Raw genomic sequence first — 19,935 nt, 5'->3', positions numbered from 1 at the left:
AAAATGGAAAAATTTAATGCGATTGAGTAACGCTGACTTAGAACGATTAAAAAGCATGGCGAATGCGCTTCGCTTTTTGTGTGCAGACATGATAGATAAGGCTAATAGCGGGCATCCGGGCGTGTGCTTAGGGCTAGCTGATGTGATGGTGGTTTTAAGCTTGCACCTGAATCTTAACCCCACCAACCCTAAATGGCTCAATAGGGATAGGCTGGTTTTTAGCGGAGGGCATGCGAGCGCGTTAGCGTATAGTTTGTTGCATTTGTGGGGCTTTGATTTGAGTTTAGAAGATTTAAAGCGTTTCAGGCAATTACACTCTAAAACCCCAGGACACCCCGAATTGCACCACACTGAAGGCATTGAGATCACCACAGGCCCTTTAGGTCAAGGTTTTGCTAACGCTGTGGGCTTTAGCATGGCGAGTCAATACGCTCAAAACCTTTTGGATAAAGAAGTGATTTCTCATAAAGTCTATTGCTTGTGTGGGGATGGGGATTTGCAAGAAGGCATTAGCTATGAGAGCGCTTCTTTAGCCGGGCACCTTCGCCTTGATAACCTCATCGTGATTTATGACAGCAATCAGATAAGCATTGAAGGCGCTATTAATATTAGTTTTAGCGAACAGGTTAAAACACGCTTTTTAGCGCAAAATTGGGAAGTGCTAGAATGCGATGGGCATGACTATCAAGCGATTCATAACGCTTTAGAAGAAGCCAAAAAATCCCATAAACCCACGCTTTTGATCGCTCATACGATTATTGGTAAGGGGGCTGTTGGTTTAGAGGGGAGTGAAAAAACGCATGGCTCGCCTTTAAATAAAGAAGTGTTAAAACAATCCAAAGAAAACGCTCAAATCAATCCTAATGAAAGCTTTATCATTAGCCCAAAAAACAAAATGCATTTTGAAGAAGTGAAAGTTAGGGGCGTTAGCTTAGAAGCCTTATGGGAAAAATCCTTAAGCCCTAAAATAAAAGAAAAAATCCATGCGTTAAAGGATTTTGATTTTAACGCCATCCATTACCCCACCTTTAAAAAAGGCGAATCTCTAGCCACGAGAGTGAGTAACGGCATGATTTTAAACGCTATCGCTAAAGAATGCGAGGGCTTTTTAGGGGGGAGCGCGGATTTAGCCCCCTCTAATAACACGCAGTTAAAACACTCTGGCGATTTCCCTTTAGGGCAGAATTTGCATTTTGGGATCAGAGAGCATGCCATGGGGGCTATCACTAACGCTTTAGCGGCGTATGGCTTGTTTGTGCCTTTTTGCGCGACCTTTTTTGTGTTTAGCGATTATTTAATGCCCAGCATTCGTTTGAGCGCTTTGATGAAACTAAAAGCCCTTTTTATCTTTACGCATGACAGCATTGGCGTGGGCGAAGACGGAGCGACGCACCAGCCCATAGAGCAATTGAGCCATTTACGCGCTTTGCCCAATTTCTATGCTTTCAGACCCAGCGATGCTTTTGAAAATACGGCTTGCATGCAAGTGGCGTTAAGTTTGAACGCTCCTAGCGCTCTTATTTTATCGCGCCAGAATTTGCCCGTGCTTGATGAGGTTTCTAAAGAGCAGGTTTTAAAAGGGGCGTATGTTAAACACCACTCTAAAGATCCCATTATCACGCTCGTTGCGAGCGGGAGCGAAGTGTCTTTGGCTTTAGAGAGCGCTAAAATTTTAGAGCGAGAAAATATCCAAACGCAAGTCATCAGCGCACCTTGCTTTGATTTGTTGATAGAGCAAGATGAAAGCTATCTTAAAGAACTCTTTAAGGGCAAAGTCTTAGTCATTGAAGCGAGCCGTGCGATAGAGTGGTATCGTTTTGCGGATAAAATCATTGGCATGGATTCTTTTGGGAGCTCAGCAAAGGGCGATAAACTCTTTGAGAAATTCGGCTTTAGCGTTGAAAACATTACCACTCAAGCTAAAAGGTTGCTCAACGCATGAACTTAGAAAAACTTTTTTTAGAAAAAACCCCCTTGTTTGTTTTTAGCTCCACTAGGCGTTTGAAACATTTCTATTTAGAGCAAGGCGAAGGGTTTTTGCCTAGCGCGATGAGCATGGGGAGTTTTTTTGAACAGGCTTTTTACATCCCTAATAAAAAGAAAATCCCTAAAAACGCGCGCCAAATTTTAATGATAGACACCATTAAAGCTATCGCTAAAGAAAAAAAATCCATTCTTGAAGGGCTTTTGCTTTTTGAAAACAGCTTTTTGGGGTATTTGGAAAGCACTTCTTTTTTGTTTGATTTGTTTGATGAGCTGAGTTCGGCTTGTATCAAACTCAATGAACTTTCTTCTAAAGACATTTATTTGGATTATGAAAAGCATTTAGAAGTCTTGGAAATGATTTATGAGTGCTACATTAAAAAGCTAGAAAGATTAGGCTTTTATGACAAAATCATGCAAGAAAAGCCCGCCATTTTAAAAGAATTTTTTGAGCATTTTTCCTCCATTGAATGGTATTTAGACGGCTCTATGAGTGTTTTTGAAAGGCAATGCTTATTAGAAGTGGCCGAATTAGTGCCTATCACTTTACACCTATCTTGCGATAAATACAACCAAAAATTTTTGGAATTTTTGAATCTCAAATTAGAGACAGATTGCGATTATTCCATTGATTTTAAAACCCAAAAGATCCTTTCTCAAACTTTTAATGATCAAAAAATAGAGCCAAAGCTTTATGCTAACTCCAGTTATTTAAAACAAAGCGCTTTAGTTTTACAAACCATAGAAGAATATTTGCAAAAAGATAACGACCCTAATAAAATGGCGATCATCACGCCCAATGCGGATTTTTTACCTTTTTTAAAACTTTTAGATAGAAACAACAATTTGAATTTTGCGATGGGATTAGGGGCTAAAAACAGCCCTTATTATACAGAGCTTGTCAAAATCTTAGAAGATTTACAAACAAGCGATTTTAATTTAAGCGAGTCTGCGTTATTGGATTTAGAAAATATTACGCTCCCGCTTTTAGAACAACAAAGCTCTAAAGAAAAAGCGCCCTTAAAAGAAGTGCATTCTCAAATCATGCACCAGTATCATCTTTTAAAAGACACGCTTAAAAACTACAGCCTTAAAGATTTATTGCATTTGTATTTGCAAGAATTTGAAGCCAACTTCCGCTTAGACGATTCTAGTGGGGGCAAAATACGAGTCATGGACACTTTAGAAACAAGGGGCATGCAATTTGATAAAATCGTTATTGTGGATTTTAATGAAACCTGCGTGCCAAGCCTTAAAGATTGCGATTTGTTTTTAAACTCTGCTTTAAGGAAATCGCTCAACCTCCCCACTTTATTGGATAAGAAAAATTTGCAAAAACATTATTACTACCAGCTCTTTAAAAACTCTAAAGAAATAACACTTTCTTATATAGAGAGCGAAACTTCAAAAGCCTCTAACATGCTTTTAGAATTAAATTTGCATATAGAGCCTATCAAAGACGCTTACACGCTTTTTGCACCAACTCCTTTAAAAGACTACCAAGAAGAAGAAATCAAAGCCGCTATCCCTAAAGATTTTAGCTTTAGCACTAGCTCATTAAACGCTTTTTTAACTTGCAAGCGCCGTTTCTACTACCACTACATGAAGCGATTCAAAGAAAGCCCTAAAGATGAAAATAATAGCGCTGTGGGCAGTTTGCTCCATGAACTTTTAAAAGAAGCTTATGAAAAAGACAAAAACCCCTATGCATTAGAAGAGAGACTCATTTGGCTCTTAGAAACAAGAGAAAACATTACCCCTAAAGAGCGTTTAGACACTCTTGTAGCGCTCAAAAAAATCCAAGCTTTTTATCTTAAAGAAAAAGAACGCTTTAATACAAAAATCAAAATCCTTGATCTTGAAAAAAGCTTTGAAACGACCATTCAAGGCGTTGCGTTTAAAGGGCGTATAGACAGGATTGACAAAACGGCTGACAATGAGATGATTTTATTGGATTACAAATTCAAAAACGATTTGAAATTAGACAACATGAGTAAAACACAAAGAGAAGGCTTAAGCCCCATAGAAATCGCTCAAATCAGCACCGATTATCAAATGGCCATCTATGCATTTGCCCTTAAAAATCTGGGCTACAAAGAGCCTATAAAAGCCTTTTTTTATGATTTAAGAAAGGGCGAGTTAGTGGAAGAAGATGAGCTTATTTTACAGGCTAAAATGGATCATTTGGAATTTTCTCTTATCCCCAAACTCAAGCAAGAAATGGTTTTTGAAAAAACTTTAGAGGCTAAAGATTGTGAATATTGCTCTTTTAAAGACATGTGCAACCGATGAAATCTAAAAAACTTTATTTAGCTTTAATCATAGGGGTTTTATTAGCGTTTTTAACCCTATCTTCATGGCTAGGTAATAGCGGTTTAGTGGGGCGTTTTGGGGTGTGGTTTGCCGCACTCAATAAAAAATATTTTGGGTATCTTTCATTGATTAATCTGCCCTATTTAGCGTGGGTTTTATTCCTTTTATACAAGACTAAAAACCCTTTTACAGAAATCGTTTTAGAAAAAACTTTAGGGCATCTATTAGGCATTTTATCTTTGCTCTTTTTACAATCTAGCCTGTTGAATCAAGGGGAAATCGGCAACAGCGCGCGTTTGTTTTTACGCCCTTTTATAGGGGACTTTGGGCTTTATGCGCTGATAACGCTTATGATAGTTATTTCTTATTTGATTTTATTCAAACTACCCCCTAAAAGCGTTTTTTATCCTTATATAAACAAAACGCAAAACCTTTTAAAAGAGATTTATAAACAATGCTTACAAGCCTTTAGCCCTAATTTTAGCCCAAAAAAAGAGGGTTTTGAAAACACCCCATCAGATATCCAAAAAAAAGAAACCAACAACGACAAAGAAAAAGAAAACCTTAAAGAAAACCTTATTGATGAAAACCACAAAACCCCTAACGAAGAATCGTTTCTAGCGATCCCTACCCCCTATAACACGACTTTAAACGATTCAGAGCCGCAAGAAGGCTTAGTCCAAATTTCCTCCCACCCCCCTACCCATTACACTATTTACCCTAAAAAAAACCGATTTGATGATTTGTCTAACCCCACTAACCCCCCTTTAAAAGAAACTAAGCAAGAAACTAAAGAAAGAGAACCCACGCCTAAACAAGAAACTCTTGCTCCTACTATGTCCAAACCTGCCACGCCCAAACCTATCATGCCCATACTTGCGCCCAACACAGAAAATGACAACAAGACAGAAAACCAAAAAACCCCCAACCACCCAAAAAAAGAAGAAAACCCACAAGAAAACGCACAAGAAGAAATGATAAAAGAAAATATAAAAGAAGAAGAAAAAGAGGCACAAAACGCTCCAAACTTTAGTATAATAACCCCCACAAGCACTAAAAAACCCGTTATGGTTAAAGAATTGAGCGAAAATAAAGAGATATTAGACGGATTGGATTATGGCGAAGTAGAAAAACCCAAAGATTATGAGCTTCCCACCACGCAATTATTGAATGCGGTTTGTTTGAAGGACACTTCTTTAGACGAAAACGAGATTGACCAAAAAATCCAGGATCTATTGAGCAAGCTGCGCACCTTTAAAATTGATGGCGATATTATCCGCACTTATTCAGGCCCTATTGTAACCACTTTTGAATTCCGCCCAGCTCCCAATGTTAAGGTGAGTCGTATTTTAGGCTTGAGCGATGATTTAGCGATGACTTTATGCGCTGAATCCATCCGCATTCAAGCCCCTATTAAAGGTAAAGATGTCGTTGGCATTGAAATCCCTAACAGCCAAAGCCAAATTATTTATTTAAGAGAAATTCTAGAGAGCGAATTGTTTCAAAAATCCAGCTCGCCCTTAACTCTAGCTTTAGGCAAAGACATTGTGGGTAACCCTTTCATCACGGATTTAAAAAAGCTCCCCCATTTGCTCATCGCCGGCACGACAGGAAGCGGTAAGAGCGTGGGCGTGAATGCGATGATTTTATCCTTACTTTATAAAAACCCCCCCGATCAGCTCAAATTAGTGATGATCGATCCCAAAATGGTAGAATTTAGCATTTATGCAGACATTCCCCACTTACTCACGCCCATTATCACCGACCCTAAAAAAGCTATTGGGGCTTTACAAAGCGTGGCTAAAGAAATGGAACGCCGATATTCTTTAATGAGCGAATACAAGGTTAAAACCATTGATTCTTACAATGAGCAAGCCCCAAATAACGGCGTTGAAGCGTTCCCCTATTTGATTGTGGTGATTGATGAATTAGCGGATCTCATGATGACAGGGGGCAAGGAAGCGGAGTTTCCTATCGCTAGAATCGCTCAAATGGGACGCGCGAGCGGCTTGCACCTCATTGTAGCGACCCAACGCCCAAGCGTGGATGTCGTAACCGGCTTGATTAAAACCAACTTGCCTTCAAGGGTGAGTTTTAGGGTAGGCACTAAGATTGATTCTAAAGTGATTTTAGACACCGATGGGGCGCAAAGCTTGTTAGGAAGAGGCGATATGCTCTTTACCCCCCCGGGAGCGAACGGGTTAGTGCGCTTGCATGCCCCCTTTGCCACTGAAGATGAAATCAAAAAAATCGTGGATTTTATTAAAGCCCAAAAAGAAGTGGAATACGATAAAGATTTCTTGCTAGAAGAATCGCGCATGCCTTTAGACACCCCTAACTATCAAGGCGATGACATTCTAGAAAGGGCTAAAGCGGTGATTTTAGAAAAAAAGATCACTTCTACGAGTTTTTTACAACGCCAATTAAAAATCGGCTACAACCAAGCCGCTACCATTACTGACGAATTAGAAGCTCAAGGCTTTTTATCCCCAAGAAACGCCAAAGGCAACAGAGAGATTTTGCAAAACTTTTAGGCTTTGTTTTCATTGGATATTGGCAATAGAAACATTATTTTTAATTTTTAAAAGTTACCGCTTGCTTTTCGCAAGCTCTTTATGATTGATTTTAAAAATGCCTTTGCGCATTTTTTAGACTTTATTATCAATCCTTCATTAAAAACAAAAACTTTTCTCAATGATACAAACGATACCAACCTTTCATCTATTAATCAAATATTATCTGTGATTTCCCTAACTCCTAGTAAAATTACCTAAAAATTTCATGTTCAAGGATAGCCATGAGCCCCCAAACCGCCACCAAAAAACCCTTAAAATCCCTTTTAGCCGCTAGTTCAGGCAATTTAGTGGAATGGTATGACTTTTACGCTTATGCGTTCTTAGCGCCTTATTTCGCTAAGGAATTTACCCACACGAACGACCCCACTTTAGCGCTAATCTCAGCTTTTTTGGTTTTCATGCTAGGGTTTTTCATGCGCCCTTTGGGGAGTTTGTTTTTTGGTAAATTGGGGGATAAAAAGGGGCGTAAAACCTCTATGGTGTATTCTATTATCCTTATGGCGCTAGGCTCTTTCATGTTGGCATTGCTCCCCACTAAAGAAGTCGTAGGGGAATGGGCGTTTTTATTTTTATTGTTAGCCAGGCTTTTGCAAGGCTTTAGCGTGGGAGGCGAATACGGCGTGGTCGCCACTTACCTCTCTGAATTAGGCAAGAATGGCAAAAAAGGTTTTTATGGTTCTTTTCAATATGTAACTTTAGTTGGAGGGCAACTCTTAGCGATTTTTTCGCTCTTTATCGTTGAAAATATTTACACGCATGAGCAAATCAGCGCGTTCGCTTGGCGTTATTTATTCGCTTTAGGGGGTATATTAGCCTTACTCTCGCTCTTTTTAAGAAATATCATGGAAGAAACTATGGATAGTGAGATAACTTCCAAAACCACTATTAAAGACGAAACCCAAAGGGGCAGTTTAAAGGAATTGCTCCACCATAAAAAAGCCTTAATGATAGTCTTTGGGCTAACTATGGGAGGGAGTTTGTGTTTCTATACTTTTACGGTGTATTTAAAAATCTTTTTAACTAATAGCTCATCATTTAGCCCTAAAGAAAGCAGTTTTATCATGCTTTTAGCGCTCAGTTATTTCATCTTCTTGCAGCCTTTATGCGGGATGCTTGCAGACAGGATCAAACGCACCCAAATGTTGATGATTTTTGCTATCGCAGGGCTTATTGTAACGCCCCTTGTCTTTTATGGTATCAAGCATGCTACTAGCGTGTATGAAGCCCTATTTTATGAAATGCTTGCATTGAGCGCGATGAGTTTTTATACTTGCATTGCTGGGGTTATTAAGGCGGAATTATTCCCTGAACATGTGCGAGCGCTTGGCGTGGGGCTGGCTTATGCGATTGCAAATGCGCTTTTTGGGGGGAGTGCGAGCTATGTAGCGTTAGAATTCAAACAACATGGTTTTGAAGTGGGGTTTGTGGGCTATGTCATGTTGAGCATTATTATTTTTATGGTTATGGTTATCATATTCCCTAAAAAAACCTATTTGGAGTAAATTGGTTCTTATTTAATTTTTGCTATAATTTTCCTTTTAAAAGGATTATTGCATGCAAAATGGGTATTATGCGGCCGCAGGAGCGATGGCCACACAATTTAACCGCTTGGATTTAACCTCTAATAATTTAGCTAACCTAAACACCAATGGCTTTAAAAGAGACGACACAATTACAGGCGATTTTTTAAGGCTTTACCAACAATACCGAGAGCAACTGCCATTAGAAGATCAAACCAAAGCGAGTGCGAAGTATTTGAATCGCAATCTCAATCGTGTGCCTATTCTATCAGAAATCTATACGGATAGAAGCCTTGGCGCGTTTGAAGGAACGCATAACCCCCTAGATTTTGCCCTAACAAGCCCTAACCTCTATTTTGCGATACAAACTAATGAGGGCGTCGCTTATACCAGAGACGGGCATTTTAGCGTGGATAAAGACGGCTTTTTAGTTACTCTTAATGGCTTTAAGGTGCTTTCACGCTCTGGCTTGAACGAAAAAGGAGGGATCATGCTCATGCCTGACGCTGAAATTGAAGTCAATCAAAATGGTGGAATCACTTTTAGGGATAATGAAGCCCAAATTCAAGCGGGCGCGTTAGCTTTAGTGGGTTTTAGCGAACCTAAAAACCTTAAAAAAATAGGGCAAAACCTTTATACTTATCAGGGCGAAGGCATCCATCAAGTCTCTGACTCTGGTGCGTTAAAACAATACATGCTAGAAAAAAGCAATGTCAATGCGGTGCGTGAGATGAGCGCTTTAATTGAAATCAACCGCTTTTTGGACATGTATTCTAAAGTGCTAAAAACCCATCAAGATGACATGAACGCTGAAGCGATCAATAAACTCGCTACAAAAGCTTAAAGGCGAATGGTTTAGGATTGTTTTTGGCTTGCGAGTCTTCAAAAATTTCTTTTGCCTCTTTAACTTGTGAAAAATTTCCATGCATGCGCATGTTTGCATGTTTATTTTTTCTTTTTTATTGTTCAGTTCGTTGTGGCTTTTGTGTTTTAAGCTCGTTTGTGGTAGGATATTCCCATTAAGGTTTGAGACGCTACAGTTGATGCCGTCTCTGTAATGGTTAGAGAGTGTCGGCTTGGTCTCTAATTCCCTTAATGTTTTTATCGCCCCAATCAAGCTTTTTGATTACCCACTTGATTATCAGTATCCATTTTAAGATAGAGCCATTTTAAAAGCTTGTAAAAATTTTCTTTCTGCTTCCACTAAACTAGGGTTTAAGAGCAAGTCATTCTTTAAAGCGCTTGTATAGGCGGTGTGTGAGCGAGAGCTTTTGTTTTTTAAGTCCAATTTGATTTTATCCTTTTGGCTGAAACAATCTTCAATGTTTTTGAAATTTTTAAAACTATCATCGCAATCATTGAGTTTTAGAATGTTGAGCTTATTCTTTAATTCCTTATTCAACTCTTCGCATGCCTTACCCCTTGTATCCCCATCCACTAATAGCGTGGTGTTTGGCTCTTCTTGAACTAAAGTTTCTAAAATTTGTTTCATTTGTGGCTTTTTTGATTCTTTTAAATCATCATTCCCTAGTCCGTTAACGGGTAAAAACACGATGTTTAAGGAGGTCTTTTTTTCCTGTTCATAGAGCAATTTAAACGCGCTCAAATAATTGTAATCGCTAATGCCTTCTACAAACAAAAGACGATCGTTTTCATTAAGAGTCTTATGGTTCGCACATATTAATTTTTTTATAACCTTTGAAGGAGTGCTATCATTTAGATCTCTAGATGTAAATTGATTGACACTCACACTACGCAAATCCTTATTTACTTTCAAAAATTTTAGTTCATCTAAATAATCTAGATTTGCAAAATAGAGATTGTGCGTGCTTATCACAAAAGTAATCCCTTTGTCTTGCCCTAATTTTTTTAAAAAATTGTGGCACTCTATGCATGTAGGTGCAGAAAGCTTAGAAAATCCTTCATCTATAATAACAATAGAATTAGGTTTTAAATGAGAACTACATAAGAGATTGAAAAACAAATCAAAATACCACCTAAACCCTTCGCTTTGATGGTCTAACACTAAAACTTCTTCTTTTTCTTCCTTGCTTCTCTTAAAAAGTGAGAGTGAGATCTCTTGACTGTCTAATTTAAAATCAAATTCATAATAAAAATCTTCATTTTTATTTTGAAAATACATTTGATTGAAATGTTTAGAAACCTTTTCATTGATAAGCTTTTCATATTTTCTTTCTGCTTGGTTTAAATAACCTCTCTGTTTTTTTTCTGTATAAGCGTTATAAGCTTCCTTTATTTCTTTAAAAGCATTTTGATCGATCGCATTAAACAAGAGTTCAAAAAACTCGCTTTGAGTCAAATCATCTGGCGTTGTCATCAAATCTTCAGCTTCAAAACTCTTTGTGGGTTTGTAATAAAAGACTTGACCTAGTTTAGAATGCAAGAAATGTTTTACATCCGCATACTTTTCTAATGGGTAATCTTTTAAAACACTTTCCATATTCTCATAATCCACATGCGAACCTAAAGTAGGATTTTTTAAAATAGGTTCTTCTAAATCTATTGTGGGGAAATTGGGATAGTTTATATGGTTCCAATTATTACGATTGTATCGGTCGACACATCCTTTTACAAGTTCTCTGAATTGCTCTAAATAAGAACGCATGTGTTCTAGCGTTGTCTCTTTATTAACAATATTGTCAATTATTTCTCCTATCATTGTATCATCTGATCTTAGATAATCATTCCATTTATTAGTGATTTGTTCTAATTCTTGATTTAATTTTGTCTTGCAATTAGACAAATCTTTTTGAAATTGCTTTTTTACTTCTATTACAACTTTTTCATTGCTTAAAAGCTGATCAATTTCGTTAAAAAGCTTTAACAAACTGTCTTCATTATTTGTGCGATTAAGCTTGTTGATAAAGTCTGTTTTAGTATTGGCTTCTAACCCACCTAAACTATTGAGTAATGCAAAACAAACGCTTTTAAGTTGCTCGGTTGTTGGGGTTAGAGAATACGAGACTTCATCATTCTTAATCTCTATATTTGCCTTAAACACATTGTTTTTATTTTTGCCACTTTTTTCTTCTGCACACAACCCTAACTGCGTGATCGCATCTTTAAACCCTAAATAATTAGGGGTGCAGTTTTCCTTAAATTCATTTACATGCTCGCTAAAACACCCTAAAGCTTTCAATAAATTGCTTTTACCGGTATTATTCTCACCTAGAATAATAACCAAACCGCCCAACTTATCGCCATTAAACGAATTGTTAAGATACAGCCTTTCATCTTTTTCTTGCTCGTTTTGAACACCAATATTTTTATAATTCTTGACCTCTAAGTAGCGCGTGGTTACCTTTAAAGGCTCTGCATCGTTATTATTGTTGGGGGGGGGGTAACTTGTGCCTTGTTTGTATTCTCTTCTTTTTTGTTGTTATGATGATTGCTCATGTGGATTTTTCCCTTCTTGGCTCATTTTTAAGATAATTCAAGCGGATTTTTTTCATCCGTCTCTCAAGCTTGGTTAAAGCTCTTCATTATATCTAAATTTCCAACCACTGCTATTAATTAGATTAAATGAACCCCACCTTTAATATAGTTATTTTATTTGCCCTATTAAGTGGTATTCTAAAATGCTTTTTTGCTTCCTCTCGCATGCCTTAAATTCTAAATGCTTTAAGGGGTTAGCGATAGATAAAAGATAGGGTTTTTCACTCAAATTCAATACCACTACAAGCACATAATCATGGCTATAAGTTTGCGCTTGATCGTATTCTTTTTGGGTCAATCTCAATGCCCCTTGCTTTTCTCTAATCCCCTTAACTTCCACTAAAAACGCCTGCTTGTTGGTTTGAATATAGAAGTCATACCCATCGCCAAAAAGACGCATGTCTTTTAAATGCCCACAAGAGAATATTTTGATGTTTTTATAGTAGTTTAAAAAATACAATTCGGCTTCTAAACCCGTTTCTTGCATGCTTTTATAGCGGGTTTTAAGGTAAGCGTTAGGGGTAATGCCTAAATCTTTGATTCCGTATTGTTCTTGCAAAAACAATTTCACAATATGGCTAAAACCCTTAACGCTTTCATTTCCAAACAAACTATCAATCCATAATTTTCTATGGATATAGGCATCGCCTTTTTGCCACCAACCTTTGCGTTTGTTAGGAAAAAAATAATCAAATAAATCCATGCGATTTTTGATAACACCAATCGTGTCAGCCAAGCCAATTTGGACACAATATTCAAAAAAAGCATTTTTAGTAGAAAAACCAAATTCTTTAATAAAGTCATTATCAAATTTTGCCAAAACATAGCCTATGAGATTTAAAATTTCATAATTTCTATGTTTTGCCATAGACTTAACAACGCCCTAATCAATCTTTAATATCGCTAAAAACGCTTCTTGGGGAAGCTCCACCTTGCCGATAGCTTTCATGCGTTTCTTACCCTCTTTTTGCTTTTCTAAGAGTTTTCTTTTTCGTGTAATATCGCCCCCATAACACTTAGCCGTTACATTCTTACCGACAGATTTAATCGTCTCTCTGGCGATGATTTTATTCCCCACGCTCGCTTGGATAGCGACTTCAAAAAGCTGTCTTGGGATAAGCTCTTTCATCGTTTCCACTAAAGCTCGCCCCTTTTCATACGCCTTGTTTTTATCTATAATGATAGAAAGCGCATCCACCACATCGCCTGCCACTCTCACATCTAACTTCACTAAATGAGCCTCTCTGTTTTCTATCGGCTCATAATCAAAGCTCGCATACCCTTTAGTGCAAGATTTGAGCTTGTCATAAAAATCCATCACAATTTCGTTGCTCGGCAAGGAATAAGTGAGCATGACACGAGATTGGTTCAAATATTCCATTTTTTCTTGAATGCCTCTTTTATTATTCAATAACTGCATTAAATTACCCAAAAATTCACTCGGCGTGATGATCGTCGCCCTCACAAAAGGCTCTTTGATGCAAGCGATATGGTTTTCAGGGGGCAATTCGCTAGGGTTTTGAACGTATTTGATGCTATTATCGGTTAAATGCACTTCATACACCACCGTGGGAGCGGTAGCGATGAGGTTAAGGCCAAATTCCCTCTCCAGCCTTTCTTTAATCACTTCCATGTGCAATAACCCTAAAAAGCCCACCCTAAAGCCAAAGCCAAGCGCCACAGAGCTTTCAGGCTCAAAGTTTAAAGCGCAATCGTTAAGCTGGAGTTTCAATAACGCTTCCCTTAAATCTTCAAACCGGTCCGTTTCTATAGGGTAAAGCCCTGCAAAAACAAAGGGTTTAGCCGGCATAAAGCCTTCAATGGGTTTAGGGGTAGGGTTTTTAGCGTCTGTGAGCGTGTCGCCCACCGCAATATCCGTAACGCTTTTTAGCCCCAAACTCACAATGCCAATCTCACCGCATTCTAAACTTTTAGTGGGGATTTTTTTCAAAGGGTTGGGGTAGTATAGCCCTAAAACGCCATGTTTTTTACCCGTTCCCATCACTAAAATTTCTTGCTCTGTATTAATGCTCCCGTCCATGATGCGCACCAGCGCTAGCGCCCCTAAATAATTGTCAAACCATGAATCATAAATGAGTGCTTTTAAGGGAGCGTTAGGATCGCCGCTAGGGGCAGGAATGGTCGTAATGATTTTTTCTAACAAATCTTTAATGCCAAGCCTAGCTTTAGCGCTCACTTCATTAGCGTTAGAGCAATCAATCCCTATCGTGTCTTCTATATCTTGTTTGACTTCTAAAACATTCGCATTGGGCAAATCAATTTTATTGATCACCGGTAAAATTTCTAAATTGTTATCTAAAGCGATATAAGTGTTGGCGATGGTTTGCGCTTCCACGCCTTGAGTGGCATCCACCACCAATAACGCCCCTTCGCACGAACACAAAGAGCGAGACACTTCATAGCTAAAATCCACATGCCCTGGGGTGTCAATGAGGTTTAAAACATAATCCTCCCCTTTAAAAGTGTAATTCAGGCGCACGCTTTGAGCCTTAATCGTAATGCCCCTTTCTTTTTCAATATCCATAGTGTCCATCACCTGGCTCGTCATTTCTCTGTTGCTGATAGCGTTGCATTCAGAAATCAAACAATCCGCTAAAGTGCTTTTACCATGGTCAATGTGAGCGATAATGGAAAAATTGCGGATATTTTTCATTGGCGTAGGCGTCTTTTCTTTCATCTCTCTTGTCCTAAATCTTTTAAAATAGCGTCAGTCAAACTCTCTGTGTCTAAGCCTAAGGATTTTTCCACTAAAGCGGTGTTCCCATGCATGATAAATTCGTCCATGATTTCAAAGCTTTTAACAGGCTTTAAAATATTTTGTTCGCTCAAAAACTCTAAAATCGCGCTAGCCACCCCCCCAAGCTTGTAATTATCGCTAAAAACATAGAGCTTTTGATAAGGGGCAACGATCGCGCTTAAATTTGGATCTAAAGGTTTAAGGAATCTCAAATCCAAAAGCGCGCACTCTATGTTTTTTTCTTTTAAAGCCAGTTGGACCAAATGCGCCCGCCCCACACCATTACCATAGCCTATGAGTAAAATTTCGCCCTCTTTTTTCAACAATTCACTTTGCCCCAAAACAAAACCGCTAGGCTCAAAAACCCCCTCTTTTAATACAAACGATCCCCTAGGGTAGCGGAACGCGCAAGGGCTTGAATCGTATTCATTAGCAAAATACACGGCGTTTTTTAAAGTCTCATTGTCTCGTGGGGCAAAAATGACCATGTTAGGGATAGAGCGCAAATACGACACGTCTAAAAGCCCTTGGTGCGTCTCGCCATCTTCACCCACGATCCCAGCCCTATCAATAGCTAATTTAATCGGCAGGCTAGAAATGCAAGCGTCATGCACAATAGAATCATAAGCCCTTTGCAAAAAAGTAGAATAGATACTCACAAAAGGTTTAAACCCCTCTTTAGCCATAGCACTACTGGAAGTTAAAGCGTGTTGTTCAGCGATAGCGACATCAAAAAAGCGCAAAGGGTAAGCGTCAATGAGTTTGTCTAATCCTGTGCCTCTAGGCATCGCCGCGGTTACGCCTACGATTTTTTCATCTTTCTTGGCCAATTCTAAAAGGGTGTTAGAATACGCTTCAGTGGGCGATAAAATCGCGCTTTTGGATTTTTTAGACAAGCCGGTATCCAAATCAAAAGGCCCCACCCCATGCCATTTTTCATAGCGCCCTTCAGCGATTTTATAGCCTTTGCCTTTTAAGGTTTGCGCATGGATTAGCACCGGTTCTTTAAGCTCTTTGGCTAATTTCAAGGTTTCAATAATCGCATTCAAATCATGCCCATTAATAGGCCCTATATAGTTAATGCCTAGTTCTTCAAAAAACACGCCCGGGGTGATGAGTTTAAAAGATTCTTCAAAACGGCTCGCTAAGTAATTCACGCTTTCAGGTAAGGTGCTTAAGATTTTTTTAACTTTAGAGCGGAAAGACTGGTAAAACGGGCCTTTCATCAGCTGGCTAAGGGCTTTGGATAAGGCTCCAATAGGCGTGCTGATACTCATTTCATTATCGTTCAAAATCATGATCATGGGGTATTTCCTATCGCCCAATTCGTTTAAGGCTTCATAAAAAATCCCTGCGCTAATGCTCCCATCGCCTAGTAAAGCGATAGGCATGCCTAGCGCTTGTTTCAAACAAAAAGCTTTAGCCACCCCCACGCCTATAGATACTGAAGTGGAGCTATGCCCGGCAATAAAATAATCGTATGCACTCTCGCTGGGTTTAGTAAAGCCGCTCAAACCTTTAAATTGCCTTAAAGTGCTAAAGCTTTCAAAGCGCCCGGTTAAGAGCTTGTGAGCGTAAGCCTGGTGCGAAGTGTCAAAAATGAAAGGGTTTTTTTGGCAATCAAATAAGGCATGCATGCCCACAATCAGCTCCACAGCCCCTAAAGAAGAGCTTAAATGCCCCCCATTAGCGCTCACCACCTCTAAAATACGACTCCGTAGCGTTTGACACACCAACTCCAAGCCTGCAATATCATTAGGGTTTAAATCAAAAGTTTTATTTTGCAAAATCACACCTTAAAATTTTCCAACACGCTTTCTTTGAGCGTTTTAAAGCGCTCCATCAAATTCCCATCAAGGCTCCCATTAGAGCTAGTGATCATAACGCCTCCTTTAGAAATAGCCTCATTGCTCTCTAATTTGATTTTGGAAGCGTTTTGCAAACGCTCGTTTAAATAAGGGTAATCCAAGGGATTGACTTTTAAATGAATATCCGTTGCGTCTAAAACATTTTTTAAAAGCTCTTCAGCTAAAGCAAGGGCTACTTTTTGGCTGTTGTCTTCCACTTCTTTAAGGATCACTTCTTTAGCGATATCTATCGCAATCGCGCTCAATTCCTTTTCTAAAGCCATTAAATGATCTTCTGATTTTTTCATTTTTTCATCTAAAGCCGTGATCGCATGCAAAAGCTGGTTTTTTTCTTCATTCACGCTGTGGGTGAGCTCGTTACGCATTTTTTCTTCGCCCTCTTTAAAGCCGATTTTATAGCCGTCGTTTTTAGCGTTTTCAATCAAAGCTTTGCTCTCTTCTTGGGCCTTTTCAAATTGCATTTGCAATTTCACTAAATGGCTTGAAAGCTCATCGGTTTTTTTCAATAAGCAATCAATCAAATCGTTTTCTATCGCTTTTTTTTCCAAAGGCTCTTGGGGGTGGTTAGACGTTTCTAAAGACGCGCTATTAGGATTAGTTTTAGGGGGTAAGTTTGCCATGCTTTTAAATTCGTATTTTTGAATGTCATGCTTATTCAAATGGTCTTTTTGGATCAAGTTTTTACGGCTATTCAATGACATCTTCCTCTTCACCGGTTTGGATCACGCCTTTTTCTTGCAAGCTCTGCACGATTTCAATGATTTTCCTTTGGGCCACATCCACATCTTTGATTTTAACCGCCCCTAAATATTGCATTTCTTCCACAAACTGCTCTGCAGCCCTACTGCTCATGTTGTTTAAGAATTTATCGGTTAAATCTTTCGTGGAAGTTTTTAACGCCAAAGACAAGTCTTTTTTATCCGCTACTTTCAAAATCTCTCTGATAGCGAAATTGTCTAGTTTGGCTATGTCTTCAAAAGTGAACATCATTTCTTTAATCGCGCCGGCGAGCTTGTTATCCACGCTTTCAATGCGAGCGAGCGTGGTTTTAGCGCTCTTTTGGCCTAAGCGGTTAAAGATTTCAGCCACCGCTCTCAAACCGCCCACTTCAATTTTATAGCTAGTGAGCGATTCTAGTTTGTTTTCTAACACCGTGGAAACCCTTTTAACCACTTGGGGCGATATTTCGCCTAAATTCGCCATTCTAATGGAGATCTCGGCTTTCATTTCATCAGGGAAATAGCTCAAAGTCTCAGCCGCATTAGGGGCTTCCATGTGGGCTAAAATCAATGCAATGGTTTGAGGGTGTTCGTTAATGATGAAATCAGCGAGTTGTTGGGGCTTGATTTTGCCTAAATAAGCGAAGTTTTTTTGCGTTTGCAAGCTTTTAGTGAGTTTATCCATCACTTTTCTGGCTTCTTCGCTCCCTAAAGTCCTAGTTAAAAGCTCTCTGGCGTATTCTAAACCGCCGGTATTGATGTATTGGTTAGACTGAAAAATCGCAAAAAATTCCTCTAAAACCGCCGCGCCGATTTGCTTGTCTGTGCCGTTTAATTGCACGATTTGCTTAGAAATCTCTGTAATGGAGTCAATGTCTAAATGCCTTAAAATCTCGCCTGTGGTGTCTTCGCCCACTTGAATGAGTAAAATAGCGATTTTTTCACTCATGGAAAGTTCGTCTAATTGAGCCTTTTGTTTGGGGGTAAGCTTGGTTGCCATTTTTAACCTTTTTTAACCTTTCGCGCTGTCTGAAGAGATTTCATCTTTGATTAGGAGTTTAAAGAGCGTGGCGATTTCATCAGGGCGTTCTTTAAGGGTTCCTCTAATCTTTTCTAAGATAATTTCATATCTTACTTCTTCTTCGCTAAAGGTTGCATTAAGCCCTAATTGATCTTCTACTTTTTTTCTCAAATCGCCCAGTTTATTCAATTCATCTTCTTCTTCATCCATTTCTTCAAACATGGATTTCACTTCCTTATCTTCATCAGGCACCACTTCAAGCATGCGTTCACTGAAAGGCACAATCACTTTTTTATAGAAAATAAATAGCACTATAAACACTAAAATATACTTGATTAAAGGCGTGAATGAGCCTAAGATTTTTTGAGTTTTGTGCATGATTTTTTCGCTCAAAGTAGCGTTATCAAGCAGGGGTGCCATAGGGTTAAACTCAAAATTGCTCACCGCCACATCATCGCCTCTATTTTGATTATAGCCAATGGCCTGTTTGACTAGAGCGTTGATTTTTTTAAGCGATTCATCGCTCAAAGGCTCGTATTCTAAAGCGTTTGCCCCATCTTTAAGCGCGATTTTATACCTGCCATCCACCACAACCGCCGCATTCAAACGCACTAAAGTGCCAAACTCGCCCTTAATCTCGCTAATGGTTTTACCCACTTCATAATTGGTCGTGTTTTGAGATTTTTCGTATTTTTCTGGCTCTTTATTGTCTTTCAATCCTTGCACAGGCCCGATATTGCTCACAACCCCAGGCACACCACCAACTTGTTTTTTAGAAGTGCCTTCTTTTTTCTCTTCTAAATTTTGCTCGCTCCTTACGACATTATTGGGATCAAAAGTCTCTTTAGTGCTTTTCTTTTGGCTGAAATCAAACTCCGCATTGACCCTTGCGACCACCTTGTTTTTACCCCCCACAATAGGGGCTAAGATATTGACAATCTTGTTTTCTAAAATGTTTTCAAAATTTTGTTTGTAATGCAATTGCTCTAGGGCCAATTCTTTGGAGTTTTCTAGTATATCGCCCTCGCCTATTGATTCGCCGTTTTCATTCACGATTTTCACATTGTCTATCGTGAGTTTAGGCACAGCTGCAGCGATTAAATTTTTAATCCCTAAAATTTGAGTGGGTGAAAGCTTCATGTCAGGCTTGAGTTTAAGCATCACCGAAGCGCTAGGAGGCACTTCTTTAGCCACAAACACGCTGTCTTTAGGGATTGCAATATGCACATTGGCTTTCAAAATGGGGTTTAAACTTTCAATCGTGCGCGACAATTCGCCCTCAATAGCGCGAATGAGTTTGATGTTTTGATCAAAATCAGTTGCCCCAAAGTCTTTAGTGTCAAAGATTTCAAAGCCCACTTTACTCGTTTTTGGGATCCCTTGAGAAGCCAGAGTGATCCTTTCTTCATACACTTTATCTTTAGGGATAAGAATGGTGTCGTCTTTGGAGACTTTATAAGGGATTTGGTTTTGCTGGAGGTGCTGCAAGATTAAAGCGTTATCGCTAGAGTCTAAACCTTCAAATAAAACCCCATAGCCCCCTTGCGCGTAGTCTTTTTCTTTAAAAGGATAGAGCAACAAAAACACAAGCAAGGCGGTGATCAAAACCCCCGCTGCAATCAGGGCGATTTTTTGCTTTTTATTGAGCTTGATGAAAAAATCAACAATCCGTTGCAATAATACCTTTAAATCCAATATTAAAACCTTGATAAAATTTTCAT

Annotated in this window: 12 protein-coding genes; 5 read left to right on the top strand and 7 right to left on the bottom strand. The window is 38.9% G+C overall.

What is annotated here, in order from left to right:
- The first annotated feature begins 16 nt into the window (after positions 1 to 16).
- From tkt to EAL49_RS01185, 5 genes are all read left to right on the top strand, one after another.
- Entirely contained in the window at positions 17 to 1,942 is a 1,926-nt protein-coding gene (gene tkt / locus EAL49_RS01205; RefSeq protein ID WP_120828334.1) for a transketolase, read from the top strand.
- Entirely contained in the window at positions 1,939 to 4,275 is a 2,337-nt protein-coding gene (gene addB / locus EAL49_RS01200) for an ATP-dependent deoxyribonuclease AddB (protein WP_120828332.1), read from the top strand. Before tkt ends, addB begins: the two co-directional genes overlap by 4 nt.
- On the top strand, positions 4,272 to 6,830 hold the full coding sequence (locus tag EAL49_RS01195) for a DNA translocase FtsK (RefSeq protein WP_162973061.1): 2,559 nt from the start codon (positions 4,272 to 4,274) through the stop codon (positions 6,828 to 6,830). The genes addB and EAL49_RS01195 overlap by 4 nt, the downstream gene beginning before the upstream one ends.
- Positions 6,831 to 7,093: 263 nt before the next feature.
- Positions 7,094 to 8,374, top strand: a complete 1,281-nt coding sequence (locus tag EAL49_RS01190; protein WP_120828328.1) for an MFS transporter — start codon at positions 7,094 to 7,096, stop codon at positions 8,372 to 8,374.
- A 52-nt stretch (positions 8,375 to 8,426) separates the two neighbouring features.
- Positions 8,427 to 9,236, top strand: coding sequence for a flagellar hook-basal body protein (locus EAL49_RS01185; protein WP_120828325.1), 810 nt, complete (start codon positions 8,427 to 8,429; stop codon positions 9,234 to 9,236).
- A 309-nt stretch (positions 9,237 to 9,545) separates the two neighbouring features.
- Here the strand turns inward: EAL49_RS01185 and EAL49_RS01180 are convergent, their stop codons facing one another.
- The 7 genes from EAL49_RS01180 to fliF form a co-directional block, all read right to left on the bottom strand.
- Positions 9,546 to 11,606 carry an OLD family protein gene (locus tag EAL49_RS01180; RefSeq protein WP_120828323.1) on the bottom strand — a complete coding sequence of 687 codons (2,061 nt, stop codon included), beginning with the start codon at positions 11,604 to 11,606 and terminating at the stop codon, positions 9,546 to 9,548.
- A 351-nt stretch (positions 11,607 to 11,957) separates the two neighbouring features.
- Complete coding sequence (locus EAL49_RS01175; protein WP_120828321.1) at positions 11,958 to 12,716, bottom strand: protein NO VEIN domain-containing protein; 759 nt, start codon at positions 12,714 to 12,716, stop codon at positions 11,958 to 11,960.
- 15 nt (positions 12,717 to 12,731) lie between these two features.
- Positions 12,732 to 14,522: a translation elongation factor 4 gene (gene lepA / locus EAL49_RS01170; RefSeq protein ID WP_120828445.1), complete on the bottom strand. Its 1,791-nt coding sequence runs from the start codon at positions 14,520 to 14,522 to the stop codon at positions 12,732 to 12,734.
- Positions 14,523 to 14,542: 20 nt separating this feature from the next.
- Positions 14,543 to 16,393: a 1-deoxy-D-xylulose-5-phosphate synthase gene (gene dxs, locus EAL49_RS01165; RefSeq protein ID WP_162973060.1), complete on the bottom strand. Its 1,851-nt coding sequence runs from the start codon at positions 16,391 to 16,393 to the stop codon at positions 14,543 to 14,545.
- 2 nt (positions 16,394 to 16,395) lie between these two features.
- Complete coding sequence (gene fliH, locus EAL49_RS01160) at positions 16,396 to 17,175, bottom strand: flagellar assembly protein FliH (protein WP_101001366.1); 780 nt, start codon at positions 17,173 to 17,175, stop codon at positions 16,396 to 16,398.
- Positions 17,162 to 18,193, bottom strand: a complete 1,032-nt coding sequence (gene fliG / locus EAL49_RS01155; RefSeq protein ID WP_000201855.1) for a flagellar motor switch protein FliG — start codon at positions 18,191 to 18,193, stop codon at positions 17,162 to 17,164. Before fliG ends, fliH begins: the two co-directional genes overlap by 14 nt.
- Before the next feature lie 12 nt (positions 18,194 to 18,205).
- Entirely contained in the window at positions 18,206 to 19,909 is a 1,704-nt protein-coding gene (gene fliF, locus EAL49_RS01150; protein WP_120828317.1) for a flagellar basal-body MS-ring/collar protein FliF, read from the bottom strand.
- Positions 19,910 to 19,935 lie beyond the last annotated feature (26 nt).

Origin of the sequence: Helicobacter pylori (assembly GCF_003637665.1) — a bacterium.
In the GTDB taxonomy this organism is placed as follows: domain Bacteria; phylum Campylobacterota; class Campylobacteria; order Campylobacterales; family Helicobacteraceae; genus Helicobacter; species Helicobacter pylori_CK.
The sequence above is the reverse complement of the archived record's forward strand: the minus strand, read 5'-3'. Positions and strand labels throughout refer to the sequence as shown.